Raw genomic sequence first — 23,635 nt, forward strand, 5'->3', positions numbered from 1 at the left:
AACCCGGCCCAGCCGGCTTTTCCGCCTTACAAATTCCCAAACACTACCGCACCCTATGCGCCAAGAATCGTTCGACTTTCTCCAGAAATACCTGAATAATGCTTCCCCGACCGGCTTTGAGAAGGAAGGCCAGCAACTGTGGCTTGCGTACCTGAAGCCCTACATCGACGAGTACTTCGTCGACACGTACGGCACAGTAGTTGGCGTGATTAACCCGCAGGCAGAGTACAAGGTCGTCATTGAAGCCCACGCCGACGAAATCAGCTACTTCGTCAACTACATCACCAAGGAGGGCTACATCTATCTGCGGCGCAACGGCGGCTCCGACCCGCTGGTGGCGCCGTCCAAGCGCGTCAACATTCACACCGACAAGGGCATCGTGAAAGCGGTGTTCGGCTGGCCGGCCATCCACGTGCGCAAGGTGGAGCAGGACAAGGCCCCGACCATCGAAACGGTGTTCCTGGACTGCGGCGCTTCCTCGGCCAAGGAAGTAGAGGAAATGGGCATCTACGTGGGCTCGGTTGTCACCTTTGAGGACGAGTTCATGGTGATGAACGAGAAGTTCTACGTGGGCCGGGCCCTCGACAACCGCATGGGCGGCTTCATGATTGCCGAGGTAGCCCGCATGCTCAAGGAAAACGGCAAGACCCTGCCCTTCGGCCTGTACATCGTGAATGCCGTCCAGGAGGAAATCGGCCTGCGCGGCGCTGAAATGGTGGCCCACCGCATCAATCCCAACGTGGCCATCGTCACCGACGTAACGCACGACACCCAGTCGCCGATGTATGAGAAAAAGGTCAGCGGAGACCTGCACTGCGGCAAAGGGCCGGTTATCACCTACGGCCCGGCGGTGCAGAACAACCTGCGCGACCTGATTATCAGAACAGCTCAGGAAACGGAGATTCCTTTCCAGCGCGCTTCGGCCACCCGGGCTACCGGCACTGATACCGACGCTTTTGCTTATTCAGGCGCCGGCGTAGCTTCGGCCCTGATTTCGCTGCCCCTGAAGTACATGCACACCACCGTGGAAACCGTGCACGCCGAGGACGTGGAAAACGTTACCCGCCTGATCTACGAGACGCTGCTGCGCATCGAAGACAAGCACGATTTCCGCTACTTCAAATAAAGCCGTTCAGCTGCCTTGTGCTCAACCCGCGCAGCTCCTTCAAGCACGCCAAGGCCCTTTACCCCGAACCGGTAGAGGGCTTTTGCTTTTCACCAACGAGCTGAATCAACCCAATCAGACGCGCAGGCCCGCGCCCAACTGCCAATGAACCTTCCCCCTGTGTTTCCGCCCCTCACGGTCACCGACCAGATGAACCGGCGGGTGGCCGTGCCCTTTCCACCGCGGCGCATTGTTTCGCTGGTGCCCTCCCAGACCGAGCTGCTGTATGACCTGGGGCTCGGGGAGCAGGTTGTCGGGGTTACTAAATTCTGCATCCATCCGGCAGAGGCGCGTAAGTCAGCGGCGGTAGTCGGGGGCACCAAGAACTTCAATTTTGATACGATTGACGCGCTGCGGCCAGACCTGATTATCGGCAACAAGGAGGAAAACTACCAGGCGGGCATCGAGCAGCTAGCTGGGAAGTACCCGGTCTGGATGAGCGACATTGCTACCCTAGCCGAGTCAGTCGACATGATCCGGCGGGTGGGACTAGTTACGGGTCGTAAAGATGCCGCTGATACGCTGGCCGCCGCTATTTCTTCTTCCTTCAGCGTCCTGGAAGCGGGTCCGGCTTTGGGTACTGCGGCCTACTTTATCTGGCGCAAACCCTATATGGTTGCCGCGACGGGCACTTTTATTGATGATCTGCTGACCCGGGCAGGGTTTACGAATGCTTTTGCCGGGCTGAGCCGCTACCCTGAGGTTACGGCCGAGCAGCTGGCGCTGGTTCAGCCCCGCCATATTCTGTTGTCCTCGGAGCCCTACCCTTTCGCTGAAAAGCACCTGGCCGAGTTCCGCGAAATCTGTCCTCAGGCCACTGTGCACATTGTGGACGGGGAGCTGTTCAGCTGGTATGGCAGCCGCCTGCGTCATTCCGCCGCCTACCTTGCTCAACTGCGGCATAGCATACATCAGGCGCTGCCGGCCTCCAGCTGAAACCCGGCTTTCCCCAGCTCCGTCCAGAATTGCGGGTAGGATTTGCGTACTACCTGCGGGGCCTGAATCGTGAGGGGGCCGAGCAACGCCAGGGGGGCAAAAGCCATGGCCATCCGGTGGTCGTGGTAGGTTTCTACCTGCTGACCGGCTACCTGAAACTGCTCGGCGGCCACGTGAAAAGCACCTTCTTTTCCTTCTGTCAGGGAGGCGCCGAACCGAGCCAGCTCAACCTGGAGAGCCACAATACGGTCGGTTTCCTTGATGCGCAGACTTTCCAGGCCGGTCATAGCAAGCGGAACCCTGAGGGCGGCAGCCACCACGGCAATGGTCTGCGCCAGGTCGGGGCAGTCGGCAAAGTCCTGCGTTACCTGGTCGGCGACGGTGGTTTGGGTGAGCTGTACGCCATCCGGAGTAAACTCAGTAGCCACGCCCAGCTTGGCCATGATTTCGACCACGGCCTGGTCGCCCTGCCAGGAATAGCGCCGCAGCCCGGGCAGGTAGATTTCGGAGCCCGCCGGGCCCAGCGCCACCAACGCGTACCAGTAGCTGGCCGCCGACCAGTCTGACTCAACCGTATAATCGGCCGGCTGGTAGGAGCCGGGGCGCACTTCGATAGCCGCTCCCAGGTCGCGGCAGGTGGCGCCAAAATGCTGCATCAGCGACTGGGTCATGCGGATGTAGGGCCGGGAGCCCACTTTGCCGGTGAGGCGCAGCCGCAGCCCCGGAGTCAGCTCGGGGCCAACCATCATCAGCGCCGAAATGTACTGGCTGCTGATATCGCCCCGCACTTCCAGCTCCAGCAGCTCTCCTTCTTCCGGGTTGACTTGAGCAGAGGCAAAGCCTGCCAGCTGCAGCGGCGGGTAGCCTTCCTGTTCGAGGTAGTCGATGCGGGCGCCGAGCTGACGCAGGGCTTCCACCAGCACGCCAATCGGCCGCTCCTTCATCCGGGCGGTGCCGGTCAGGGTGGCGATACGGCCCGTAATGGCGAGGTAGGCCGTCAGGAAGCGCATCACCGTCCCGGCATCTTCGGCATCAAAGAAAGTGGCGGCCGGGTCGGCCAGCAGCCGCTGCATGAGGTGCGTGTCGTTGGCGTCGGAGAGGTTGGTCAGCTCCCCGCCCCCGGCCAGCGCCTGCAGAATCAGAGCCCGGTTGCTCTCACTTTTCGATGCGGGCAGCTGGGCCGTGCCGCGCAACGGCCCGCCGGGCCAGGACAGGACAATGAAATCAGAACTCACAGGCGGTGGTAGTAGCGCAGGGCGGCGGCTATTTCGGCTACCGTCACGGGTTGGTCGAAAATGGCGTTGCCGATTCCCTGCAGCAGGGTGCAGTTGATGGTGGAGCCGGCGTTTTTCTTGTCCTGCAAAGCCAGCTCGGCAATGGCGTCCGCCTCAAGCGACACAAACTGAATCTTGTCGAAGACGCTGAACAGGAACGTTTCGATGCGGTCCAGCTCGGTGTCCGTCAGCAGGCCCCGCTGCGCGGAAATCCAGCTTTCACACACCATGCCGGCCGCTACGGCCTCCCCATGCAGAATCTCCCGGCCGGCCAGGGCCAGCAGGTAGCTTTCCAGGGCATGGCCCACGGTATGGCCGAAGTTGAGCACCTTCCGCGGGCCGGACTCCAGCGGGTCGGCGGCCACGACCTGCTGCTTGGCCGCCACTGATTCGCGGATTACCGGCGTCCAGTCCTCCACGAACAAGCCCTGGTGCCGCTGCTCATTAAAAGCGGCAGCATCGGCAATCAGCCAGTGCTTGACAACCTCGGCGTATCCCGACTTCAGCTGGCGCGGGTCCAGAGTTGCCAGAAACTGCGGATCGATAAAGACGGCTGCCGGCTCCTGAAACACGCCCAGCTGGTTTTTGAAATGGCGAAAGTCAATGCCGGTTTTGCCCCCGATGCTGGCATCTACCTGCGCCAGCAGCGTAGTGGGCACCTGCGCAAACCGGATGCCGCGCTTGTATACCGCCGCGCTGAACCCACCCAGATCCGTAACCACCCCCCCACCCAGGTTCACCAGCACGGCAAACCGGTCGGCGCGGTGCTCGGTCAGAGAATTCCACACGCATTCGCAGCTGCTAAGCGTCTTGTACTCCTCACCGGCCGGTATTTCAATCACGTGGTGCGTCTCGGGCAGATGGGGTTTCAGCAAGGGATAGCATTGCCGGGCGGTGGTGGCATCGGCCAGCACAAACACTTGGCTCACGGCCGGTTGGCGAAGCCAGTTGGCCAGCGCCGGCAGGGCGTCCGGCCCAATGAGAAGGGAGTTAGTCAAAGCAGCAGAAGTAAGTCAATCTGATCAGGAAAAGCGGCAGCCGGGCGTCAAAGGTAATTTTCAGAAAGCAATGCAACTTTCTATATATGCCCGGCCTCCCCTATTTGTACGTCAACCATCTAATACGTTAATCCATGAAGATTCAGAGACTCTTTTATGGTGCTGCTTTTGTGCTCACGGGTCTGAGTGCCGTTAGCTGTACCACGTGTGAAGACCCGGAGCCGGAGAATAGGGCTCTTACCGGCCGCTGGACCTGGCAGGAAAGCTACTGCGGCTGGGGCGGCAAGTCTACTCCAACCTCGGCGGGACATACGCAGACCATCGAGTTTGTGCCCAACGGCACCGTTAACTTTTACCAGGACGGAGCGCTGACGCGCAGCACCACGTACCGGGTTGCCACCGGCACCTCTATCCTTACTAACTCCCGGGCAGACCTGATTTCCTACGGCCCGACCGGCAAGGAGAGAATTACGCAATCCTATAGCATCAGTAATAATCGTCTGGAGCTACGGGATGAAGCCTTCGATGCCTGCTCGGCCGTGTACAACAAGGAAGACATCATCTTCTGCGGTACTACCAACTAAGTTTACCTATTGCGCGTGCCTGTTTATGGAAGTCCCCGGCTGACCGGCCGGGGACTTCTGCGTTCTGGGCTATTGCTCGTCGGGCCGGTTGAGAATCTCGGTTTGCTTACGGATGCTTTCGATGTGAATGAGCTTGTACAGTTCCCCCACAAATTTCTCGTTGACGCGCAGCTTGCCGGCCCACTCCGGGCGGGACTTGAAAATCTCGTTCCAGCGGTCCAGCTGCAGGATCTTCACATTGTTTTCGCGCTTGTACTCGGCCAGCTCCTCTACCAGGGCCATGCGTCGGGCCAGGGCCTCCAGTATCTCCCGGTCGGCGACGTCCATCTTCTGGCGCAGCTCCTCGGCTTTGTTGAGATAGTCCGCATTGTCGCTGGAGCGGTACCGGTACTTCAGCTCGCTCAGGATCTCTCCCAGGCGCTGGGGCGTCACCTGCTGCTCCGCGTCGCTCCACGCCTGGTCGGGGTCGGGGTGGGTTTCGATGATCAGGCCGTCGTAGTCCAGGTCCAGGGCTTTTTGCGAAACGGGCTGAATCAGGTCCCGGCGGCCGCTGATGTGGCTCGGGTCGCAGATCAGGGGGATGTGCGGAAAGCGCGTCTTGAGCTCAATGGCCAGCTGCCAGGTAGGCGCGTTGCGGTAGCGCGACGGGGCAAAGGTGCTGAAGCCCCGGTGGATGGCGGCCAGGTTATGAATTCCGGCCCGCTCCATGCGCTCCAGCGCCCCGGCCCACAAGGCAACGTCGGGGTTGACCGGATTTTTGACCATTACCGGCACGCCGGTACCGGCCAGGGCGTCGGCCAGCTCCTGCACGGCAAACGGATTTACCGTAGTCCGGGCACCGATCCACAACACGTCGATGCCGTGGGCCAGTGCCTCTTCCACGTGCCGGGGCGTGGCCACCTCAATCGTGACGGGAAGGCCCACCTCGTCGCGCACCCGCTGCAGCCAGCGGAGGCCCATCGTGCCCACGCCTTCGAACGAGCCGGGGCGGGTGCGGGGCTTCCAGATACCGGACCGGAACAGGTCGATGGCACCCAGCGCCTTGAGCGCCCGGGCCGTGGCCAGCACCTGCTCCTCGGTTTCGGCGCTGCACGGCCCGGCAATGACGAGCGGATGCCCTTTCTCGGCCAGCCGGCGCACGAAGTAGTTATCAACGGGGGAAATACTATCCATGGGAAAGAGAAAAATGGCCTGGTCAGGAACCCGCAGCGAAAAGCCCGGGCTTACCGGCCGGAAAAGCGAGCAGAAAGGTAACTACCCCTGCCTAAACGTTGTTTAAAGCTTACCTTCGCTTACCGAAATTCCCGCCCAATCACCCATCCGCATGCCCGTAACCCAAGCCCCGCCCGTTTCCTTCGAAGATACTGCCGTTGCCTTTGCCTCCAAGTCCAACGCCGAGCTGCGTAAAATGTATGGCCTGTTTGCGGCCATGAACAGCAACCTGCTGGTAAAGACCGGCGGGGGGCTGATGAAAACAGCGCTGAAATGGAATCTGCCCGTCAAGTTTGCTATCAAGCACACCATCTTCAGCCAGTTTTGCGGGGGCGAAACCATTGCCGAGTGCCTGCCCGTCATTGAGGAGCTAGGGCGCTACAACATCGGTACCATCCTCGATTACTCGGTGGAAGGCGAAGGCAACGACCAGAGCTTCGACCACACCCGGGACGAAATTCTGGCTACCATCGAGCTGGCGCACCGCTCTACCCACATTCCGTTTTCCGTATTCAAGGTGACCGGAGTGGCGGATAGCGTCATCCTGGAAAAAGTACAGGCCGGGCAGAAGCTCTCGGCACAAGAGCAGGCCAGCTACGACCGGTCCCGGGCCCGCGTCGACGCCATCTGCAAGGCGGCTCACCGCTACGGAGTGCGTGTATTTATTGACGCCGAGGAAAGCTGGTTTCAGGAAACCATTGATGCGCTTTCGTACGAGATGATGGCCCTTTACAATAAGGAGTCTGCCATTGTTTACAACACCTACCAGCTCTACCGCCACGACCGGCTCGACGTTCTGAAGCGCGACTACGAAAACGCCGTGCGGGGTAGCTACCAGCTGGGCGGAAAGCTGGTGCGGGGCGCCTACATGGAAAAGGAAGCCCGGCGGGCTGCCGAAAAAGGGTACACTAATCCTATTAACCCCACCAAGGAGGCTTCGGATGCTTTATACAATGAAGCCCTGGCGTTCTGTGTGGAGCACGCCGACCACATCAGCATCTGCGCCGGCACCCACAACGAGGCCAGCTCCCTGCTGCTGACCCAGCTGATGCAAAAGCACAACCTGCGGCCGGGCGACCCCCGCATCTGGTTTGCCCAGCTCTACGGCATGAGCGACAACCTCAGTTACAACCTGGCCAACGCCGGGTACAACACCGCTAAATATGTCCCCTACGGCCCTGTGGAGTCGGTAATGCCGTATCTGCTGCGCCGGGCCGACGAGAATACGGCCATTGCCGGCCAGAGCAGCCGGGAGTTCCTGCTTATTCAAAAAGAAATGGCCCGCCGGAAAGCCCGGAAGTAAGGTTTTTCCGCTTCGGCATTATTTTCTCTGGCTGCCAGCCCGCTGCATCCCTTAAAAAGTGGATACAGCGGGCTTTTTTTAGTAATTTCGGCACCCCAAATTCCCTCAATAACATGATCGGCCGAGTACGCAGCCATTTGATTCGTTTTGCCCGCAACCAGGTAGGCACGATTAGCTATCTGAACCTGGTACAGGAGGCAGAGCTAGGCCTGAACCTGGAAATCTCCCATGAGAAGTCCCGGCTGAATGAGATTCTCGCCGAAATTTCCGAAACCGAGCACCAGGCCGGCCGACCGATTCTAAGTAGTCTGGTGAAGGTAGAAGGCTCCAAAGGTCAGGGCGACGCCTTTTACAAGCTGTGTGAGCGGCTCGGATTCGGCGAGTGGCGGGTGCTGAAGCAGGATCCGGAGTTTCTGAAAGGCCTGAGAAGAGACTGCCGGGCGTTCTGGCAGGAGCCTGCCAACCACGAGCAGTATGCTGGTTCCGAGTCGTAGTTGAATTAAGGAATATAGGAAGAAAGCGAATTTTCTGTAACCCCCATTGGAAGGCTACCGTTTAGCTATCCAAACCAAAGCAGACGGCCATTGACCTGGCTTCCTTTGGCAGAAGTAAGCTTCCTTTCTTTTCAACCTTAACACAACCACCCTATGGAAACCAACAACACCGGCATGGGCAATGCCAACAGCAACTCGAACTTAGGCGCCACTAACTCCGGTACGGGCTCTAACGCCGGTTACGGCAGCGATTCTTCTCACGCCGGCTCGGGTGCAATGGGCTCTAACGCCGGTTCTACCTCGGGCAGCGGCTCGGGCTCCATGGGCTCTGCCGGCTCGGCCGGTGTAAACAGCGGCTCAAGCAACCTTGGTTCTACTTCCGGCAGCTCGTATGGCTCGGGCGGCAGCACTTCGGGCGGTATGCTCACCAGCTCTTTCCGCGACCGTGACAGTGCCGAGCGCGCCTACCAGTCGCTTTCTTCGCGCGGCTACGGCAAGGACGACGTCAACCTGCTGATGTCGGATGACACCCGCAAAAATCACTTCGGCAGCCACACGGCTGATACCGACCTCGGCGACAAGGCCATGGAAGGTGCCGGCGTTGGCTCGGCCATCGGTGGTACGGCTGGTGCCATCATCGGTGCTATTGCTGCCATCGGCACGTCGGTAGCCCTGCCCGGTCTGGGCCTGATCATCGCCGGCCCGATTGCTGCCGCTCTGGCTGGTGCCGGTGCCGGTGGTCTGACGGGTGGCCTGGTAGGCGCCCTGGTAGGCTCGGGCATTCCCGAGGAGCATGCTCGTGAGTATGAGTCCGACATCAAGAACGGCGGCATCGTAATGGGCGTTAAACCCCGTAACGACGACGACGCCAAGTACTTCGAAGACGAGTTCCGTCGCAGCAACGGCGACAAGGTTCGTCGCTACTAGTTTTTAACTAGCTTTTCAAAAGGCCCTTTTCGATCTGAAAAGGGCCTTTTTTTGTCTATACACCGCCACTTATGCGTATATTTTATACCTTCCGGCTGGCTGAATCAGTACCGGCCTGCCAAATCTGTTTTTGGCGCTGTTCGGTCTGATCCTTGTAAGATATATCGGTAGCGCGTGCAACGAGATTTGCCAATCCGCCGTCTTATAAGATGCGTATGAGCCTTACGAGAGGGCACTTATTTACCTTGAGCCGGCGTTTTCATTTCAGTGGGCCGAAGTAGCAGCGCTGCCGGGCCGGCTTCTCAATTACTGACTTTCCTTCATCTTACCTCCTGTCCATGTCTTCCCCCCGACTGAAAATAGGCTTATATGCCTCGTTGGTGCTGGCTGTGTTCGTGCTGGCTTCCTACCGGCTGTTCCAGCGCAGTGATACTCCGGTTCCGCAAAAAGACGAAATCCTGACCCGGGCCATGCTCCAGGTGCTGAGTTCAGCTCACTATCAGCCCGAGCGGATTGACGACAATTTCTCTAAGCGGGTCTTTGAACTCACGCTGAAGCGCATCGACTACAACAAGAAATTCCTGTTGCAGTCTGATATTGCTCAGCTCAAGAAGTACCAGACTGATATTGACGATCAGGTGAAGCGCGGTAGCCGCGAGTTTCCCGATTTGAGTGCCAAGCTCCTGCTGCAGCGCATTGAGGACGCGCAGGTGCTGTACCGTGATCTGTTGTCGAAGCCTTTCGATTTCACAGTAGAGGAGTCGTTTGAAACCGACCCCGACAAAATGGTTTTTGCCGCCGATAAAGCCGCGCAGCGCGAGGACTGGCGCAAGTACCTGAAGTATCAGACGATGCTGCGCGTATCGGAGCTGATGGACGAGCAGGCCAAGAAGAAAGTGAAGCCGCTGGCTTCGACCGGCGTTACGCCCTCTGCCGCTAATACGTCGGAGCCCATGCGCAGCCCGGCCGAGATGGAGGTCGAAGCCCGCAAGCGGGTGTTGAAGTATTTCGACGAGCAGTTCAAGGATCTTAAGCAGACGGATGCCAATGAGCGGGCGGCTATGTACGCCAACGTCATTGCCAATACGTATGACCCCCACACCGAATACTACGCTCCGCGCGACAAGGAAAACTTCGACGTTGCCATGACCGGCCGTTTTGAGGGTATCGGAGCCTCGCTGCAGGAAAAAGACGGACAGATCAAGGTTACCGACATTATTCCCGGCAGTGCCTCGTACCGTCAGGGCGAACTCAAAGCCGGCGACATTATCAGCCGCGTAGCCCAGGGAGCGGCCGAGCCGGTTTCGGTGGAAGGTCTGCGCCTCGACAAAGCAGTTGCGCTCATCAAAGGCAAGAAAGGCACGGAAGTTCGCCTGACGGTTAAAAAGCCGGACGGCAGCACGAAAGTCATTTCCATTATCCGCGACGTGGTTGTGATCGAGGAAACCTTTGCTCAATCGGCCACCATCAACGAGAACGGTAAGAAGATCGGCTATCTGCGCCTGCCTACCTTCTATGCCGACTTCAACGACAACGGGGGCCGCAGCAGCGCCCAGGACGTGAAGAAGGAGCTAGAGAAGCTAACCCAGGAGAAGGTAGACGGCATCGTATTCGACTTGCGCTCGAACGGTGGTGGCTCCCTGCAGGATGCTGTGGAAATGGCTGGCCTGTTCATCGACAGCGGCCCCATTGTGCAGGTTCGCTCAAGCCAGGGCTCTCCTACCATCATGAATGACCGTGACCCGCGCGTACAGTATTCGGGCCCGCTGGTAGTGCTGGTAAACAAGTACAGCGCCTCAGCTTCCGAGATTCTGGCCGCTGCCATTCAGGATTACAAGCGCGGCGTGGTAATGGGCTCAGCCAGCACGTATGGCAAAGGCACGGTGCAGCGCATTATCGACCTCGACGACGCACTTCCGGCTGAATTCAACAGCATCAAGCCCTTCGGCTCGCTGAAGCTGACAACTCAGAAGTTCTACCGCATCAATGGGGGCTCGACGCAGTTCAAAGGCGTGGTTCCGGATATCATTCTGCCCGATGCCTACAGCTACCTCGATCAGGGCGAGAAGGAGTCGGACTACCCGCTGAAATGGGATGAAATCAGCCCGGCCCGGTACCGCACCTGGGACCAGCCCTCGCTGCCGCTCGATAAGCTCCGGAGCGCCAGTCAGGCCCGGGTAGCTTCTAGCCCGGCTTTCCGGTTGGTGGGTGAAAGCGTGCAGCGCATGCGCAAGCGGAAGGACGATACGCTGGAGTCGCTGAAGCTGGCTACGTTCCGGGCTGACCAGGAGAAGGCCAAAGCTGAATCCGATAAGTACGAGGCTGTTCAGAAGGCCGCTCAGCCTATGGCAATTGCCCCGCTGGCCCTGGACCTCAAGCAGCTGGGCTCGGACTCAGTGAAAATCAACCGCGCTTCCCGCTTCACGAAGAACCTGAAAAAGGATATCACCCTGCGTGAAGCCGTAGCCGTCATCAAGGATCAGATTTAAACTCTGCCGAACTGAAAAATAGGAGAAGCCCCACTGCCCCTGGCAGCGGGGCTTTTTCTTGTCCTGCAATGTATAAATCACTCATTTTCAATCAACTAATAATATTAGCAATATGCGACACCAAAAATCATTCAACTACTTGATCTTCAGTGCTATTATTTACTAAATTACCATACAATTTCCCAACCTAGATGCAACTCACGCCTGGGTAATGATGTTAACCTGACATGAAGACGACAACTGAGAACAACATTTTTCCCCTGGTTACGGACGAGCAAAAGCAGGCCGAGGAAACGTGGCGGAAATCCATTCCGGCGCAGGTTTTTCTCAACTACTTCTTTGCCATCAACTATCACATCCAGGAAAACGACGACGCCACCGGCGGCCTGCAGCACGTGCCCTTTTTCCGGGCCCACGAGGCCGAGCTGACGGAGGAGACGGTGCAAGCCGTAACGCGCCAGCTGCACGCCTGCTGGAGCACTGAATATGCCCTGCGGGCCACGGCCGAGCTGGGCGATGAAGATTACCTGCGCAACGCCCTGCACTGGACGTTCCCGCAGGCCTACCACTCCATCCTTTCCGGTTTGCAGGCTTTCCTGACGACTACGGGTATCCGCTCGAGCAACCCGGCCTTGCTGCACCGCGAAGCTGGCCGCTTGGTAGTAAAGAATGCTTACCCACGTCCGGTGTCGTTCTACGCCGCCGGCTCCTACGGAGACTTCAGCTTCCACCGCCTGCCACTGGCCGGGTACAAAGCCGGCCTGCACATTGCCAGCAAGGCCATTGATGCCCAGGCTCAGATCGGACAGTTTCTGCGTACGACCCGCAAGCAGAAGGCGCAATGGACCCGTCAGCAGGTGCAGGCTAATCCGAACACGGCCCTGCGCAGCCAGAAGACGGGCAACGTGCTGGACAAGTGGACGGCGCAGCACTGGCAGCAGATTACCTGGCGCCTGGGCTACACCACCATCTTCGACCTGCTGGGACGCCTGCGCATCTCCCAGACCAGCCGGGAGATTGAGCGGTACGTGGAGGCTGAAATCGACTTTAAGCTGTTCCACCAGTCGCTGCTCAACATCGTGAGCTATCTGAATGGTATCCACGAAAGCTACGTGGCCAAGGCCATGGGCGTGGAGCGGTATCAGCAGATGGTAGCCGAGCTGCCGAAGCACCTGCAGCATAGCTTTGTGGAGGAGCGCCTGCGCACCCGCATCGAGCCGCTGCTCACGGGTGGCTCTACTTCGACGAGCCTGAGCATGGCAGCGTAAGCAGCTCTGCCCGTATCACGACTTACTATTCGCAAAGCGCCGTTCGGATTGAACGGCGCTTTTGTTTTATCCTCTTCCAGCCGGATGGGCACACGTGGTGTTTTATAAGCGGCAAAATCCCTGATTCGGACTAGTTTTGCAGCTTGGTTTTCCGGCATTGACGCCGTCCTACTTTAAGCCTTCCCCATGCACCATCTTAGCGAACAGGAGCAGATACGCCGTAATAAACTAGTTGAACTGGAAAAAGCCGGTGTGCAACCCTACCCTTCCGAGCTGTTCGACGTGACGTTCTACGCCCAGGAAATTCTTGACAACTACCACCCCGAGCTCAATAACTTCCAGGAAGTAAGCCTGGCGGGCCGTCTGATGTCGGTGCGGGTGAAGGGCAAGGCTTCGTTTGCTGAGCTGCAGGATGCATCGGGCCGCATTCAGCTGTACATCAACCGCGACGAAATCTGCCCCGGCGAAGACAAGGAGCTTTACAACACGGTATTCAAGAAGCTCATTGACCTGGGCGACTTCGTGGGCGTGAAAGGACACGTGTTCAAGACGATGGTGGGCGAAACGTCCATTCACGTCAAGGAGCTGACGTTCCTTTCCAAGTCGCTGCGGCCCCTGCCGGTGGTCAAGGAAACGGTGGATGAACAAGGCAACAAAACCACCTACGACGCCTTTACCGACCCTGAGCAGCGGTACCGGCAGCGGTACGTGGACTTGGTGGTAAACCCGCACGTGCGGGAAGCATTCATCAAGCGCACCCAGCTGGTGCAGGCCATGCGCAACTACCTCAACGACAAAGGCTACCTGGAGGTGGAAACGCCCATCCTGCAGCCGTTGTACGGGGGCGCCTCCGCCCGTCCGTTCAAAACCCACCACAACACGCTCGACATGACGCTCTACCTGCGCATCGCCAACGAGCTGTACCTGAAGCGTCTGATTGTGGGCGGCTTCGACGGGGTGTACGAGTTCAGCAAGGACTTCCGCAACGAGGGCATGTCGCGCTTCCATAACCCGGAGTTCACCCAGATGGAGCTCTACGTGGCCTACAAGGACTACTACTGGATGATGGATCTGGTAGAGGAGATGGTAGAGCGCGTGGCCCTGCAGCTGCACGGCAAGACCGAGGTGCAGGTGGGCGACAACCTGATCAACTTCCAGCGGCCCTGGCAGCGCTTCACCATGTTCGAGGCTATTCAGCACTTCTCCGGCGTTGATATCTCGGAGATGGACGAGGCCGCGCTACGCGAAACCGCCAAAACCCTGCACGTACCGCTGGACCCCAGCATGGGCAAAGCCAAAATCATTGACGAGCTGTTCGGGGAGCTGTGCGAAGGCAAGCTAATCCAGCCCACCTTTATTACTGACTACCCGGTGGAGATGTCGCCGCTGGCCAAGAAGCACCGCTCCAAGCCGGGCATGGTGGAGCGTTTCGAAGCCATCTGCAACGGCAAGGAAATCTGCAACGCCTTCTCGGAGCTCAACGACCCGATTGACCAGCGGATGCGCTTTGAGGAGCAGCTGGAGCTGGCCAAGCGCGGCGACACCGAGGCCATGGTGCTGGATGAAGATTTCCTGCGGGCCCTGGAGTACGGCATGCCGCCCACGGCGGGCCTGGGCATCGGCATCGACCGCCTGAGCATGATCATGACCAATTCCAATTCCATTCAGGACGTGCTCTTCTTCCCGCAGATGAAGCCTGAAAAGCTGGAAACGACCAAAGCTGACAAGGACGCGGCCGGCGAGGAATAGCCGTTTTTACACCCGGCCGTAAAATCAGAAAGCCTCCCGCAATATGGTGCGGGAGGCTTTCCTTTTTAAAACTGGCTTACCATTCTGATCGGGTAAACAAGAAGAAGTGTGCGATGGACGAATCTGATTTTGCTGACAGGCTCTTAAACCAATTCCTGCCAGAAGCTCCTATTGTCGGCAATTTTGCTTCTTATTCCTTCTCCGATCTTCTTTTAAGCCGGTTTATAGCTTCTTAAACGGGGTATCTAAAAGCAGGTTACAACTTTCAGCAAAAATTTTAGAGGCTGCGGCCGTACGCCGTGTCGCCTGAGCCGGAAATAGCGTCGCCGCCGTCCATGCCGCTATCCGGGCCGGCGGCGTCATTGCCGGCAGCGGCGCTCTTGCGCCCACCCCGGGGCTTGGCGGCCGATTTACCGGCTACGCCGGTGTCGTTGGCGCCGGTATCGGCGTCGGTGGTTTGCTCGCTGCTGGCCATCGAGTTAAGCAGGTCATCGGCGGCACTGCGGTCCTGGTCGGCGCTGCCACCGGTGCCAGCTCCACCGGCCTGCATCTCGCTGAACTTCGCCAGACCGTCCTTGAGCAGCTTGCCAAGCTCATCGGTCCACTTGGAGGATGATTTTTTAAGCCCTTTACGGGTTTCTTCGCCGGTTTCGGGAGCGAGCAGCAAACCGGCTACTACGCCAGCAGCGGCACCGGCCAGCAGCGACAGAATCACTTTTCCATTGTTGTCTTTCATGGGAGTGGGTAATAAGCGTTATGGTAAGGAAGAAGCCCACAGGGCGGCTCCGCTAGTAACGATGACAAACGGGGAAGGGTTAGCAAAAAGCCCTTTCTCTTGCGAGAAAGGGCTTTGCTGATGGTAAGAGCCTAAGGCCTACAGCTCATTGAGCATCTTTACGATTTCGCGCTTGCCTTTGCCCAGCTTTTCCTGGAGGCGGCCAACGAGCTCGTCGCCCTTGCCTTCGGTGTACTCCAGGTCCTCATCGGTGAGCTGGCCGTACTGCTGGCGCAGCTTGCCTTTGGCCTGGTTCCAGTCGCCCTTCATGTTGAGCGAAGAGCCGGGTACGGTTACGCCCATGTCTTCGAGCTTTTCCATGTAGCCTTTAAACTTGGTATCGAGCTCCTCACCGTACTTAGAGAGCTGCTCACCCAGCGTGCCGCTGTAGCGGGTAGCCGCGCTGCGCAGGTTTTCGCGGGTAGCAGCACCTTTGTCCGGAGCCATCAGCATCCCGGCAATGATACCGGCGCCGGCACCGGCAAGAGCAGCGAGGAGAATTTTTCCGGAGTTGTCTTCTTCGTGATACGACATGGTGTTTGGAGAGGGTAAGTGTGAAAGAAAGGAGGAACAGTACGAAGGCCGGCCCTGCCACAACTGGCAAAGGCCCGGGAGATGCTCAAAAGCTCATCCGCATTGGCCGATCTGCCTGCCTATACGGTGGCAATGAAGCGGGGTTTTACAAGGAAGCGAAAAAATAGATTCAGCGGAATATACGGAACTCCTTTGACCTTTCTCCGCCATGGCGCGTACTTTGGTACAGGGCCTGACCTGGTCATTTTTCCGGCAGTCCGGCTTCTCTCGTTTTACTCTTTCCTTTCCGCTCATGCCGAATCTGCCTCTTTCCGCCAGCTGGCCCAGCCTGCTTTTCCTGCTGGCGCTCGGCTGCACCAAGCCCGCGACTACCACTACAGCCTGCATCGATCCGGCCCGGATCAACCCGGACGGTATCTGCACCATGCAATACGACCCGGTCTGCGGCTGCGACGGCAAAACCTATGGCAACAGCTGCTCGGCCCAGAATGCCGGGGTGACTTCCTCTACCAAAGGGGAATGTCCGCCGGCCACCAAAAACTAAATTCCTTTTGCCGTATGCCCGAAAAAAACTACTTCCGCCAACAAGCTCCCTTCCGCGTACCCACCACCGATGGCAAGCTGATCGAAGAGCACATTGGCCTGGCTAGCACCCGTACCGGGGCCTACAGCGTGGCCCACATGGTAGCCCCTCCCGCCTGGAGTGAGCCTCACCAGCGCCCGGAATTCGACGAAATCACCATCGTGGTACGGGGCCGCAAGCGGTTCGAAGTTGATGGCGACGTAGTGGAGCTGGGACCAGGAGAGTCGCTGCTGATCAAGGCCGGGGCCCGGGTGCGCTACTCGAACCCGTTTGATGCGGAAGTGGAATACTGGTCGATCTGCGTGCCGGCTTTCTCCATGGACTCGGTGAACCGGGAAGCAAACTAAACTGGAATTAGCCGGCGGCGGCTACCGTATCCACCTCGGCCGTCAGCGGCAGGGTGATGACAAACTCAGTGTACTGTCCCGCTTTGCTGGTGACCGTCAGCTTGCCGCCCAGACTGTTAGTTACAATGTCGTGGCTTTCCGACAAACCCAGGCTGGTGCCTTCGGCAGTGGCATCGGAAGTAAAGAACCGCTGAAAAAGACTCGCCTGCGCTTCGGGCGCAATCCCGATGCCATTGTCCAGCACCCGGATTTCAACGTGCCTGTCCTGGCGGCGGGTTGTTACCGTGACCTGGGGGGTGTAGTCCTCTTCGCCTAACAGGCTTCGCTGCTGCACAGCTATCAGGGCGTTGGTGAACAGGTGCAGCAGGGCCCGGCCCAGCTCCTGACGGGGCACTTCAATCGGGCCCAGGGTAGGGTCGAGCTTGGGCTCGAGGGCCGCGTCGAAGTGGCGGTGCTTGATGCGCAGGTTATGGTGAGCCAGGCGCAGGTAGTCGTCGGCCAGCGTGTTGAGGTCGGTGTGCTGCCGGGGGCCGGGGCCCGTGCCGGAGTATTCCACCATGCTTCGCACAATGGAGTCGGCGCGCTGACTGTGCTGCTCGATCTTGGCCTGGTACTGAATCAGGTTTTGCAGCATCTCGTCGAGAATCTCCTGGTCGTCGGTGTCGAAAACCCCTTTTGTCATTTCTTCCCGCAGCTCCTGGCACAGCCCTTCGCTGATGCCGGCAAAGTTGCGAATCGCCTGCATCGGGTCCTGAATCTCGTGGGCTACCCCGGCCATCAACTCGCCCAGGGAAGCCATCTTTTCGCGGAGCACCAGTTGGCTCTGGGCAGCTTTCAGTTCCTGCAGCATCTGGGCCAGCCGGTCGCGCTGCACGCGCAGCTCTTCTTTCTGCTGGGTTACCTGCTCATTCAGGGTGTGGAGCTTGCGGTTGGCGCTGCGCTGCAGGCGGATGGTGCGGTACAGCAGCAACGCAATCAGCACCAGCACGCCGAGGCCCGCCAGCAGGATGCCCATCCGGACTTTGGCTTCGAACGTGGCCTGCTCTTCCTGCAGCTGACGCAGGCGCTGCTGCTCGGCAAAGCCAATGGCGTCGAGCTTCTTGATGCGCTGGGGGTTGTAGAGGCTGTCCTGGGCCATCAGCATGATGTGCATGTACTTCAGGGTGCTGTCGTGCTGGCCCTGGGCCTGGAAAGCATCAGCCAGCAGGTCGCTGGTCCGCACTACCCCGATCATGAACGGCAGGGCCCGGCCCACCGCCAGCGCCTTGCGGGCGTAGTAAATGCTGGAATCGGTCTGGTGGTGGTCCTGGTAAAGCTCCGCCATGTACTGGTAGGCCCGGCACCCGCTGCGCAGGTCGTGCTCCGGGATGGCGGCGGCGGCGCTGCGGCGGTAGTAGCGCAGGGCCGACTCTTCCCGGCCGTGTACGGCTTCGAGCAGGCCAAGCTCCCGGAGCACATAGGGAGCCGGGTCGCCCCAGGGGCTCTGGTCGACGGTACGGGACTTGGCTGTAAGCTCCCAGGCGCGGTTCAGGAAGTAGGCGGCCGAATCGAGCTGGCCGCGGCCTTCGTAGGTAGCGCCCAGGTTGGCCAGCACGCTGATGAGCTGGGAGTCGTCGCCAATCTTACGGTCTTCGTAAATCGATTTGGCCTGAAAAAAGTAGCGCAGGGCCGGCCGGTAGTCTTCCAGGGCCTGATACAGCAGTCCGAGCTGGTTGAGGGTGCGGGCCTTGCCTTCAAGGTCGTGGCTTTGCTCGTTGAGCTGCAGGGCGTCGAGGTCGGTGCGGAGGGCATCGGGCAGGTTGCCCCGCTCACTGAGCAGGATGCCGAGCCGGGACAGGCAGCGCCCCTCCCCTTTCAGGTAACCGATGCGCCGGGCCAGGCGCAGGCCGCGCTGAGCGTTCGACAAAACGGAGTCGTAGCGGGAAAAACGGTAGGACGCGCTGATGTCGGCCAGCAGCAGCACCCGGGTGGTATCCGCGGTGGCGCGGGCCAGGGCCGCCTCCAGACCAGCCGTCTGGGGGCTCTGAGCCAGTCCTGCCGACGGCGCCAACAGGCTCAGCAGCTGAACCAAAGTCAACAGTACGAATAAACGGTACTTCATCACGTGAAATTAAGCAACTCTGCCTTAGGGGCAAAGCGCCGGCACAGCTTATCATTAGAATAGGTCAATACTGTAATTAACTTATCCGAAAGCCCTGGGTTGTAGTTTTCCCGGCGGGCAGGCTGAAGAACCGTTCTTCATCAGGCAGCAGAGCTACTTTCCCGGTAAACCAGCCCGGCCCCGCCCCGGGCGGCAATCCGGTTTTTTTACCTTTGACCGACTTCCACCTTTTGTTTCTGATATGGACCAGCGCATCATCAATCTGTTCGACGAGTACACGCACAAGCCGCTCACCCGCAAAGAGTTTATGGAAAAGCTGATCAAGCTGACCGGAGGCGCGGCGCTGGCCATGTCGGCGTTGTCGGTGCTGGACCCAGGCTACGCCAGCGCGGCTACCATCGAGGAAGACGACAAAGACCTGGTCATTGAAGAAGTAACCTGGCCTGGCGACGGGGCCACGATGCGCGGCTACCTGGCGCACCCGAAAGGCCGGAAAAAGCGGGGCGCCGTCATCGTCATCCACGAAAACCGGGGGCTGACGCCCCACATCAAGGACGTGACGCGCCGCGTGGCCAAGGCCGGGTATCTGGCGTTGGGCGTGGATGCCCTGTCGCCTTTCGGCGGCACGCCGGCCAACGAGGACGAAGGCCGCACGCTGATCGGCAAGCTCGACGTCAAGCAGAACCTGCACAACTACCTGCTGGCCCTCGAGTACCTGCGGCAGCGCAAAGACAGCAACGGCCGCACCGGCTGCGTGGGCTTTTGCTGGGGCGGGGCCATGGCCAACCGGCTGGCCGTGAATGACCCCAAGATGCAGGTCGCCGTGGCGTACTACGGCTCCCAGCCCAAGGCCGAGGAGGTGCCCCAGATTAAAGCCCGGGTGATGCTGCACTACGCCGGACTGGATGAACGGGTGAATGCCGGGGCCCCGGCCTACGAGGCGGCACTGAAGGCAGCGGGCATCACGTACGAGCAGTACCTCTACGAGGGAGCCAACCACGCCTTCAACAACGACTCCTCCCCCGCCCGCTACAACCCCGAAGCCGCGAAGCTGGCCTGGGAGCGGACCCTGCGCCTGTTCCGGGATACGCTGAGCTAACACCGGTGAAAGCAGGGGCACCCCCGATACCAACAGCAGCCGGCAAAAAATGCTGACCTCATCGGGCATCGTTTTGGGCAGTCGGGGCATCTTCCTGCTTTCTGCAATTCCTTGTATGCCTTCTTCCCACTTTGCTACGGCGCTCCAGCGCACCTTTCTCCTGCTTGCCCTGCTGATCTTCCCGGCGTTGGCGCGGGCTCAGTCCGGCCGTCTGGCCGGTCAGGTTGTCGACCAAAGCACCCAGGCGCCCATCAGCTATGCCAGCGTGGGGGTGCTGCGCCAGCCCCTGGGCACCGTGGCCGATGACCAGGGGCGCTTTTCGCTTGACCTTGCGGCCGGCTTCGAAAACGACTCTCTGCGCATCTCCCTGCTCGGCTACGCCCCGCTCACCATTCGCATTGCCGACCTGCGCCGACAGCTCCAGCAGAGTGGCGGCAAGGTACGGCTGCAACCCGCCCCCACCCGCCTCGCCGAGGTCAGGGTCCGGCCCGGCAAAACCCGGCGCCGGGTAGTCGGCAACTCCAGTTCTTCCAACAATGTCACGGCCGCCTTCGTCATCAACCGGCTGGGCAACCAGATCGGGCAGGGCATGCGGCTTAAGCGTTTATCGGCCGTGGAGCAGGTATCGTTTCACGTAGCGGAGTGCACCTACGACAGCCTGTTCTACCGTGTGAACGTGTACCAGGTGCAGAAAGACCAGCCCGTAAAAAGCTTGCTGACCAAACCGGTATACGTGCGGGTGCTAAAAGGCCAGATCGAGGACCGGCTGGTAGTGGACCTGCGCCCCTATAACGTCTGGGCCAAGGGCGACATCGTGGTAGCGCTGGAGATGGTAAAGGACCTGGGCCCGGGCACCTTGCAGCTCAGCAGCAGCCTAATGGACGGCCCGCTCTTCGTCACCGACAACAGCCTGAACGGGTGGGAGAAAATCCGGGGCTTCGGCGTGGGAATCGACGCTACCATCACGGAGTATTTCTAGGTCCGGCTCGGTGGGTCACAAAACAAACGGTCCCGCTTCCTACACAGGAAGCGGGACCGTTTGTTTATAAGAGAATGCGTTACCGCACCTCGGCGGGCTTGGCCACCGGCAGGGCTTTGCGAGGCAGTTTCTGGTCGCGCATGGCGGCCTGGTACACAAAGGAAGCCACTACTACCGAAGCCTGCTTGAGGTCGTCGGCAGGCAGCCGCTCGTAGGTGTCCATGTTGGTGTGGTGGGTGCGGGTGTTGTAGTCGAGCGGGTCCTGAATAAACTGGAAGCCGGGCAAACCTACCGCGTCGAAGGCCAGGTGGTCGGTGCCGCCGGTATTGCGCGGAGTTACCGTGGTAGCGCCCATATCGGCAAAAGGCTGCAGCCACTGGCTGAATACGGGTACCACCGCCTCGTTGCCCTGGGCGTAGATGCCCCGGATTTTGCCGGCTCCGTTGTCGAGATTGAAGTAGGCGGCCAGCTTCTCATGCTCGGGCAGCAGCTTCATAGTCGCCGGATCGGCGAAGTGGTTTTTTACGTAGTTGCGGGAGCCGTGCAGGCCCTGCTCCTCCTCACCCCACAGCGCGATGCGAATGGTGCGGCGGGGCTTGGCGCCGGTGGCCTTCAGGATGCGAACGGCTTCCATCATCACAGCGCAGCCGGCGGCATTATCGGTGGCGCCGGTTGCAGCGTGCCAGGAGTCGAGGTGGGCGCCGAGCATCACTACTTCGCTTTTGAGCTTGCGGTCGGTGCCGGGAATTTCAGCTACCACGTTGTAGCCCTTCAGGTCCTTGTCCTGAAACCGGGTGCGGGTTTCCAGCTCGATTTCGACAGGGATACCGGCGTCGGCGAGGCGGATCAGGCGAAGCTGGTCTTCGGAGGCCATTTCCAGCTCGGGCAGCACGGGCTTGGCATCGGCGGCGTACGAGGCGCCGTTCGAGGTGAAGAACGTGCCATTGGAGCCAGCCCGGGCGCTAAGCACAGCGGCCGCGCCTTCGCTCATATACAGCTCGGCCATCTTGGTACGCAGGGCAATCTGGGCCCGGCGGGCCGCTACCCGCTCAGCATCGGGTGCGGCCGGTGTTGCCGGGGCCGCGGGGGCCGCTGCCAGCTTCTGCAGCTCCTCGTCGGTATAGCGCCGGGCGTCGGGCTCGAAGCCGGGTTTGGGTGGGGAAGCCACGTCGGTCAGGACGATCTTGTCGCGCAGCTTGCCCTTGTACTTTTCCAGATCCGCTTCGGTAGCCGCGCGCACCACCACGACCTGCTTTTTGAGCGTCCCGTTAGTGGAGGGCGTCCAGGCTTTGGGCGCCCCGATGAGGGTATGGTAGTAGGGCGCGGTCATGGCCACGTACGACTTCTCGATGTCCCAGCCCCGGCCGAAGGTACCCCAGGGCTCGATGGCGGCGTTGACGAGGCCCCAGCCGGTAAGCTGCTTTTTGGTCCACTCATTAGCGCGGGCCAGGCCGTCGGAGCCGGCGAGGCGGGGGCCGCACACGTCGGTCAGGTAAAAGGCGGTTTCCATCACCTTGGAGCGGTTCAGGCCCTCGTCCTTGATTTTGGCCAGCATGGCCTGGTCGAGCTTTTCGGTGGTCTGGGCCAGCACGGGCGCGGTGGTGAGGCCGCAGGCCAGGGCCAGGTAAAGCAGTTTTTGCATGATCGAAATAAAAGGAGCTGCCGGGGTTGGATGCTCCCGAAGAAACGAGAAATTGACGAGGTTTCCGGTCGGGCGTTGCAGCGCGGGAGCTGATGCTTTCTTCAGGCCCTTCAACCCGCTTTCTCCGTGCGCTTCCTACTACACCTTAAACACTGGCAGCTGTTCCTGCTCACCTGGGGCGCAGCCTTGCTGTTCAACTTCGTCGTCCTGATTGACATGCGCCTGATGCTGTATGCCTTTCCAGTAATGATCCTGCTGTTTGCGCTGGGCATGCTGGGCTGGATCTGGGCCATAGCCACCCAGCTGCATCCGTTAGTGCCGGCCGACGCCGGGCTGAAGCTCGGGCGGTTTAAGGTGCTGTTTCGGATACCCGTAGTGTATATGCTGCTGTTGCCGGCCGTGGTTGGCTACAACTATTACTATCGTTCCGAGGCCGCTGACGATTCGGGAATGGGCATAGCCATTGCGCTTCTGCTGCTGGGTCACCTGCTTTCGATGGCCTGCATTGTGTACGGCTTACGCTTTGCGGCCAAAACGCTTAAATCGGCGGAGCTGCAGCGGGAAGCGCACCTGAGCGAGTACCTGGGCGAGTTTTTTATGATCTGGTTTTCGGTGATTGGCGTGTGGGTGCTGCAGCCGCGCCTGAACCTGCTGGTCAGGCAAGCTGAGCTGCGCCCCTGACACCGCATTTTCCGGCCCAGGCGTGATTTAGTTTGTTTCTACCCCCGGGACCATCGACTACATTCGCTACCAGATTCCAACCGGCTGCTCGCCGCCTCGCCCAACTGCATCAGCTTTCAGCTTAGTAAGTGCGTGGAGGTTCCTTACCTATATGCTGCAGGCAAGCATAAGCTGCCACTCAGGTTTTTGGCGATTAGTCCGCAGTTTGCCTTGCATGAGTGCCCTGAATTCAGGTTGACGCTTACACTTCTGGACACCCTCACCACTTACACCGAAACCCGGGCCCATACGCTCGTGGTGGAGAAGAAAAGACATCTGGCCTGGGAACGGTTGAGAGCTCATTACAATCGACATGCCGTCAATCGGAAACTGCCTGGCGCGGGTGTAGCGCAGCCTTTTTCGGGGCCCACCTTACGGTGGAGGTTAAACCTCTACTGCGGCACTGGCAGCAAACCCAAACCATGCCGCCTGGAGCAATCCGGGCGGCATGCTTGC

Annotated in this window: 21 protein-coding genes; 14 read left to right on the forward strand and 7 right to left on the reverse strand. The window is 59.7% G+C overall.

The window, feature by feature from the left end; all coding sequences use genetic code 11:
- Nucleotides 1–55 precede the first annotated feature (55 nt).
- Together LJY25_RS15320 and LJY25_RS15325 are read left to right on the forward strand one after the other, a co-directional pair.
- Nucleotides 56–1,126 (forward strand): M42 family metallopeptidase, encoded by a 1,071-nt coding sequence (locus tag LJY25_RS15320; protein WP_227609235.1) that lies wholly within the window; start codon nt 56–58, stop codon nt 1,124–1,126.
- A gap of 144 nt (nt 1,127–1,270) precedes the next feature.
- The gene (locus tag LJY25_RS15325) at nt 1,271–2,101 is read left to right on the forward strand and encodes an ABC transporter substrate-binding protein (protein WP_227609236.1); all 831 of its coding nucleotides are present in this window, start codon (nt 1,271–1,273) and stop codon (nt 2,099–2,101) included.
- On the opposite strand, the gene LJY25_RS15330 is transcribed toward LJY25_RS15325, so the two are convergent.
- Complete coding sequence (locus LJY25_RS15330; RefSeq protein WP_227609237.1) at nt 2,077–3,336, reverse strand: 3-phosphoshikimate 1-carboxyvinyltransferase; 1,260 nt, start codon at nt 3,334–3,336, stop codon at nt 2,077–2,079. The genes LJY25_RS15325 and LJY25_RS15330 overlap by 25 nt on opposite strands.
- On the reverse strand, nt 3,333–4,373 hold the full coding sequence (gene aroB, locus LJY25_RS15335; protein ID WP_227609238.1) for a 3-dehydroquinate synthase: 1,041 nt from the start codon (nt 4,371–4,373) through the stop codon (nt 3,333–3,335). Before aroB ends, LJY25_RS15330 begins: the two co-directional genes overlap by 4 nt.
- Nucleotides 4,374–4,507: 134 nt before the next feature.
- Here aroB and LJY25_RS15340 point away from each other — a divergent pair, with 134 nt between their 5' ends.
- A complete protein-coding gene (locus LJY25_RS15340; RefSeq protein WP_227609239.1) occupies nt 4,508–4,957 on the forward strand; it encodes a hypothetical protein in 450 nt (149 codons plus the stop codon).
- Between the two features lie 69 nt (nt 4,958–5,026).
- Here LJY25_RS15340 and LJY25_RS15345 read toward each other — a convergent pair whose 3' ends face one another.
- Entirely contained in the window at nt 5,027–6,130 is a 1,104-nt protein-coding gene (locus LJY25_RS15345) for a chorismate mutase (RefSeq protein WP_227609240.1), read from the reverse strand.
- A 151-nt stretch (nt 6,131–6,281) separates the two neighbouring features.
- Here LJY25_RS15345 and LJY25_RS15350 point away from each other — a divergent pair, with 151 nt between their 5' ends.
- The 6 genes from LJY25_RS15350 (at nt 6,282) to lysS (ending at nt 14,399) form a co-directional block, all read left to right on the forward strand.
- Nucleotides 6,282–7,472 (forward strand): proline dehydrogenase family protein, encoded by a 1,191-nt coding sequence (locus tag LJY25_RS15350; protein ID WP_227609241.1) that lies wholly within the window; start codon nt 6,282–6,284, stop codon nt 7,470–7,472.
- Nucleotides 7,473–7,585: 113 nt separating this feature from the next.
- Nucleotides 7,586–7,966: a hypothetical protein gene (locus tag LJY25_RS15355; protein ID WP_227609242.1), complete on the forward strand. Its 381-nt coding sequence runs from the start codon at nt 7,586–7,588 to the stop codon at nt 7,964–7,966.
- A 153-nt stretch (nt 7,967–8,119) separates the two neighbouring features.
- Nucleotides 8,120–8,893, forward strand: coding sequence for a hypothetical protein (locus LJY25_RS15360; RefSeq protein WP_317206604.1), 774 nt, complete (start codon nt 8,120–8,122; stop codon nt 8,891–8,893).
- A gap of 338 nt (nt 8,894–9,231) precedes the next feature.
- A complete protein-coding gene (locus LJY25_RS15365) occupies nt 9,232–11,382 on the forward strand; it encodes a carboxy terminal-processing peptidase (protein ID WP_227609243.1) in 2,151 nt (716 codons plus the stop codon).
- Between the two features lie 227 nt (nt 11,383–11,609).
- Entirely contained in the window at nt 11,610–12,650 is a 1,041-nt protein-coding gene (locus tag LJY25_RS15370) for a hypothetical protein (protein ID WP_227609244.1), read from the forward strand.
- A gap of 186 nt (nt 12,651–12,836) precedes the next feature.
- Complete coding sequence (lysS, locus tag LJY25_RS15375; RefSeq protein WP_227609245.1) at nt 12,837–14,399, forward strand: lysine--tRNA ligase; 1,563 nt, start codon at nt 12,837–12,839, stop codon at nt 14,397–14,399.
- Between the two features lie 277 nt (nt 14,400–14,676).
- Here the strand turns inward: lysS and LJY25_RS15380 are convergent, their stop codons facing one another.
- Nucleotides 14,677–15,135 carry a YtxH domain-containing protein gene (locus LJY25_RS15380; protein ID WP_227609246.1) on the reverse strand — a complete coding sequence of 153 codons (459 nt, stop codon included), beginning with the start codon at nt 15,133–15,135 and terminating at the stop codon, nt 14,677–14,679.
- Between the two features lie 138 nt (nt 15,136–15,273).
- A complete protein-coding gene (locus tag LJY25_RS21400) occupies nt 15,274–15,708 on the reverse strand; it encodes a CsbD family protein (protein WP_317206605.1) in 435 nt (144 codons plus the stop codon).
- Between the two features lie 292 nt (nt 15,709–16,000).
- Between LJY25_RS21400 and LJY25_RS15390 the strand changes: the two genes are divergently transcribed.
- Nucleotides 16,001–16,252, forward strand: a complete 252-nt coding sequence (locus tag LJY25_RS15390) for a Kazal-type serine protease inhibitor domain-containing protein (protein ID WP_227609247.1) — start codon at nt 16,001–16,003, stop codon at nt 16,250–16,252.
- A gap of 14 nt (nt 16,253–16,266) precedes the next feature.
- The gene (locus LJY25_RS15395; protein ID WP_227609248.1) at nt 16,267–16,638 is read left to right on the forward strand and encodes a cupin domain-containing protein; all 372 of its coding nucleotides are present in this window, start codon (nt 16,267–16,269) and stop codon (nt 16,636–16,638) included.
- Between the two features lie 7 nt (nt 16,639–16,645).
- On the opposite strand, the gene LJY25_RS15400 is transcribed toward LJY25_RS15395, so the two are convergent.
- Complete coding sequence (locus LJY25_RS15400; protein WP_227609249.1) at nt 16,646–18,739, reverse strand: tetratricopeptide repeat-containing sensor histidine kinase; 2,094 nt, start codon at nt 18,737–18,739, stop codon at nt 16,646–16,648.
- A 241-nt stretch (nt 18,740–18,980) separates the two neighbouring features.
- On the opposite strand from LJY25_RS15400, the gene LJY25_RS15405 reads away from it, so the two are divergent.
- Entirely contained in the window at nt 18,981–19,838 is an 858-nt protein-coding gene (locus tag LJY25_RS15405; RefSeq protein ID WP_227609250.1) for a dienelactone hydrolase family protein, read from the forward strand.
- Between the two features lie 115 nt (nt 19,839–19,953).
- The gene (locus tag LJY25_RS15410) at nt 19,954–20,817 is read left to right on the forward strand and encodes a carboxypeptidase-like regulatory domain-containing protein (protein WP_227609251.1); all 864 of its coding nucleotides are present in this window, start codon (nt 19,954–19,956) and stop codon (nt 20,815–20,817) included.
- Between the two features lie 79 nt (nt 20,818–20,896).
- Here the strand turns inward: LJY25_RS15410 and LJY25_RS15415 are convergent, their stop codons facing one another.
- Nucleotides 20,897–22,459 carry a M28 family metallopeptidase gene (locus LJY25_RS15415; RefSeq protein ID WP_227609252.1) on the reverse strand — a complete coding sequence of 521 codons (1,563 nt, stop codon included), beginning with the start codon at nt 22,457–22,459 and terminating at the stop codon, nt 20,897–20,899.
- A gap of 126 nt (nt 22,460–22,585) precedes the next feature.
- Here LJY25_RS15415 and LJY25_RS15420 point away from each other — a divergent pair, with 126 nt between their 5' ends.
- Nucleotides 22,586–23,140 carry a hypothetical protein gene (locus LJY25_RS15420; RefSeq protein WP_227609253.1) on the forward strand — a complete coding sequence of 185 codons (555 nt, stop codon included), beginning with the start codon at nt 22,586–22,588 and terminating at the stop codon, nt 23,138–23,140.
- The last annotated feature ends 495 nt before the right edge of the window (nt 23,141–23,635 follow it).

The organism is Hymenobacter translucens (genome assembly GCF_020685205.1).
In the GTDB taxonomy this organism is placed as follows: domain Bacteria; phylum Bacteroidota; class Bacteroidia; order Cytophagales; family Hymenobacteraceae; genus Hymenobacter; species Hymenobacter translucens.

Excerpts from the sequence above, each read along its gene's own strand:
- LJY25_RS15320 (WP_227609235.1), top strand. The coding sequence starts at position 56 with ATGCGCCAAGAATCGTTCGACTTTCTCCAGAAATACCTGAATAATGCT.
- LJY25_RS15325 (WP_227609236.1), top strand. The coding sequence starts at position 1,271 with ATGAACCTTCCCCCTGTGTTTCCGCCCCTCACGGTCACCGACCAGATG.
- LJY25_RS15340 (WP_227609239.1), top strand. The coding sequence starts at position 4,508 with ATGAAGATTCAGAGACTCTTTTATGGTGCTGCTTTTGTGCTCACGGGT.
- LJY25_RS15345 (WP_227609240.1), bottom strand. The coding sequence starts at position 6,130 with ATGGATAGTATTTCCCCCGTTGATAACTACTTCGTGCGCCGGCTGGCC.
- LJY25_RS15350 (WP_227609241.1), top strand. The coding sequence starts at position 6,282 with ATGCCCGTAACCCAAGCCCCGCCCGTTTCCTTCGAAGATACTGCCGTT.
- LJY25_RS15355 (WP_227609242.1), top strand. The coding sequence starts at position 7,586 with ATGATCGGCCGAGTACGCAGCCATTTGATTCGTTTTGCCCGCAACCAG.
- LJY25_RS15360 (WP_317206604.1), top strand. The coding sequence starts at position 8,120 with ATGGAAACCAACAACACCGGCATGGGCAATGCCAACAGCAACTCGAAC.
- LJY25_RS15365 (WP_227609243.1), top strand. The coding sequence starts at position 9,232 with ATGTCTTCCCCCCGACTGAAAATAGGCTTATATGCCTCGTTGGTGCTG.
- LJY25_RS15370 (WP_227609244.1), top strand. The coding sequence starts at position 11,610 with ATGAAGACGACAACTGAGAACAACATTTTTCCCCTGGTTACGGACGAG.
- lysS (WP_227609245.1), top strand. The coding sequence starts at position 12,837 with ATGCACCATCTTAGCGAACAGGAGCAGATACGCCGTAATAAACTAGTT.
- LJY25_RS15380 (WP_227609246.1), bottom strand. The coding sequence starts at position 15,135 with ATGAAAGACAACAATGGAAAAGTGATTCTGTCGCTGCTGGCCGGTGCC.
- LJY25_RS21400 (WP_317206605.1), bottom strand. The coding sequence starts at position 15,708 with ATGTCGTATCACGAAGAAGACAACTCCGGAAAAATTCTCCTCGCTGCT.
- LJY25_RS15390 (WP_227609247.1), top strand. The coding sequence starts at position 16,001 with ATGCCGAATCTGCCTCTTTCCGCCAGCTGGCCCAGCCTGCTTTTCCTG.
- LJY25_RS15395 (WP_227609248.1), top strand. The coding sequence starts at position 16,267 with ATGCCCGAAAAAAACTACTTCCGCCAACAAGCTCCCTTCCGCGTACCC.
- LJY25_RS15400 (WP_227609249.1), bottom strand. The coding sequence starts at position 18,739 with ATGAAGTACCGTTTATTCGTACTGTTGACTTTGGTTCAGCTGCTGAGC.
- LJY25_RS15405 (WP_227609250.1), top strand. The coding sequence starts at position 18,981 with ATGGACCAGCGCATCATCAATCTGTTCGACGAGTACACGCACAAGCCG.
- LJY25_RS15410 (WP_227609251.1), top strand. The coding sequence starts at position 19,954 with ATGCCTTCTTCCCACTTTGCTACGGCGCTCCAGCGCACCTTTCTCCTG.
- LJY25_RS15415 (WP_227609252.1), bottom strand. The coding sequence starts at position 22,459 with ATGCAAAAACTGCTTTACCTGGCCCTGGCCTGCGGCCTCACCACCGCG.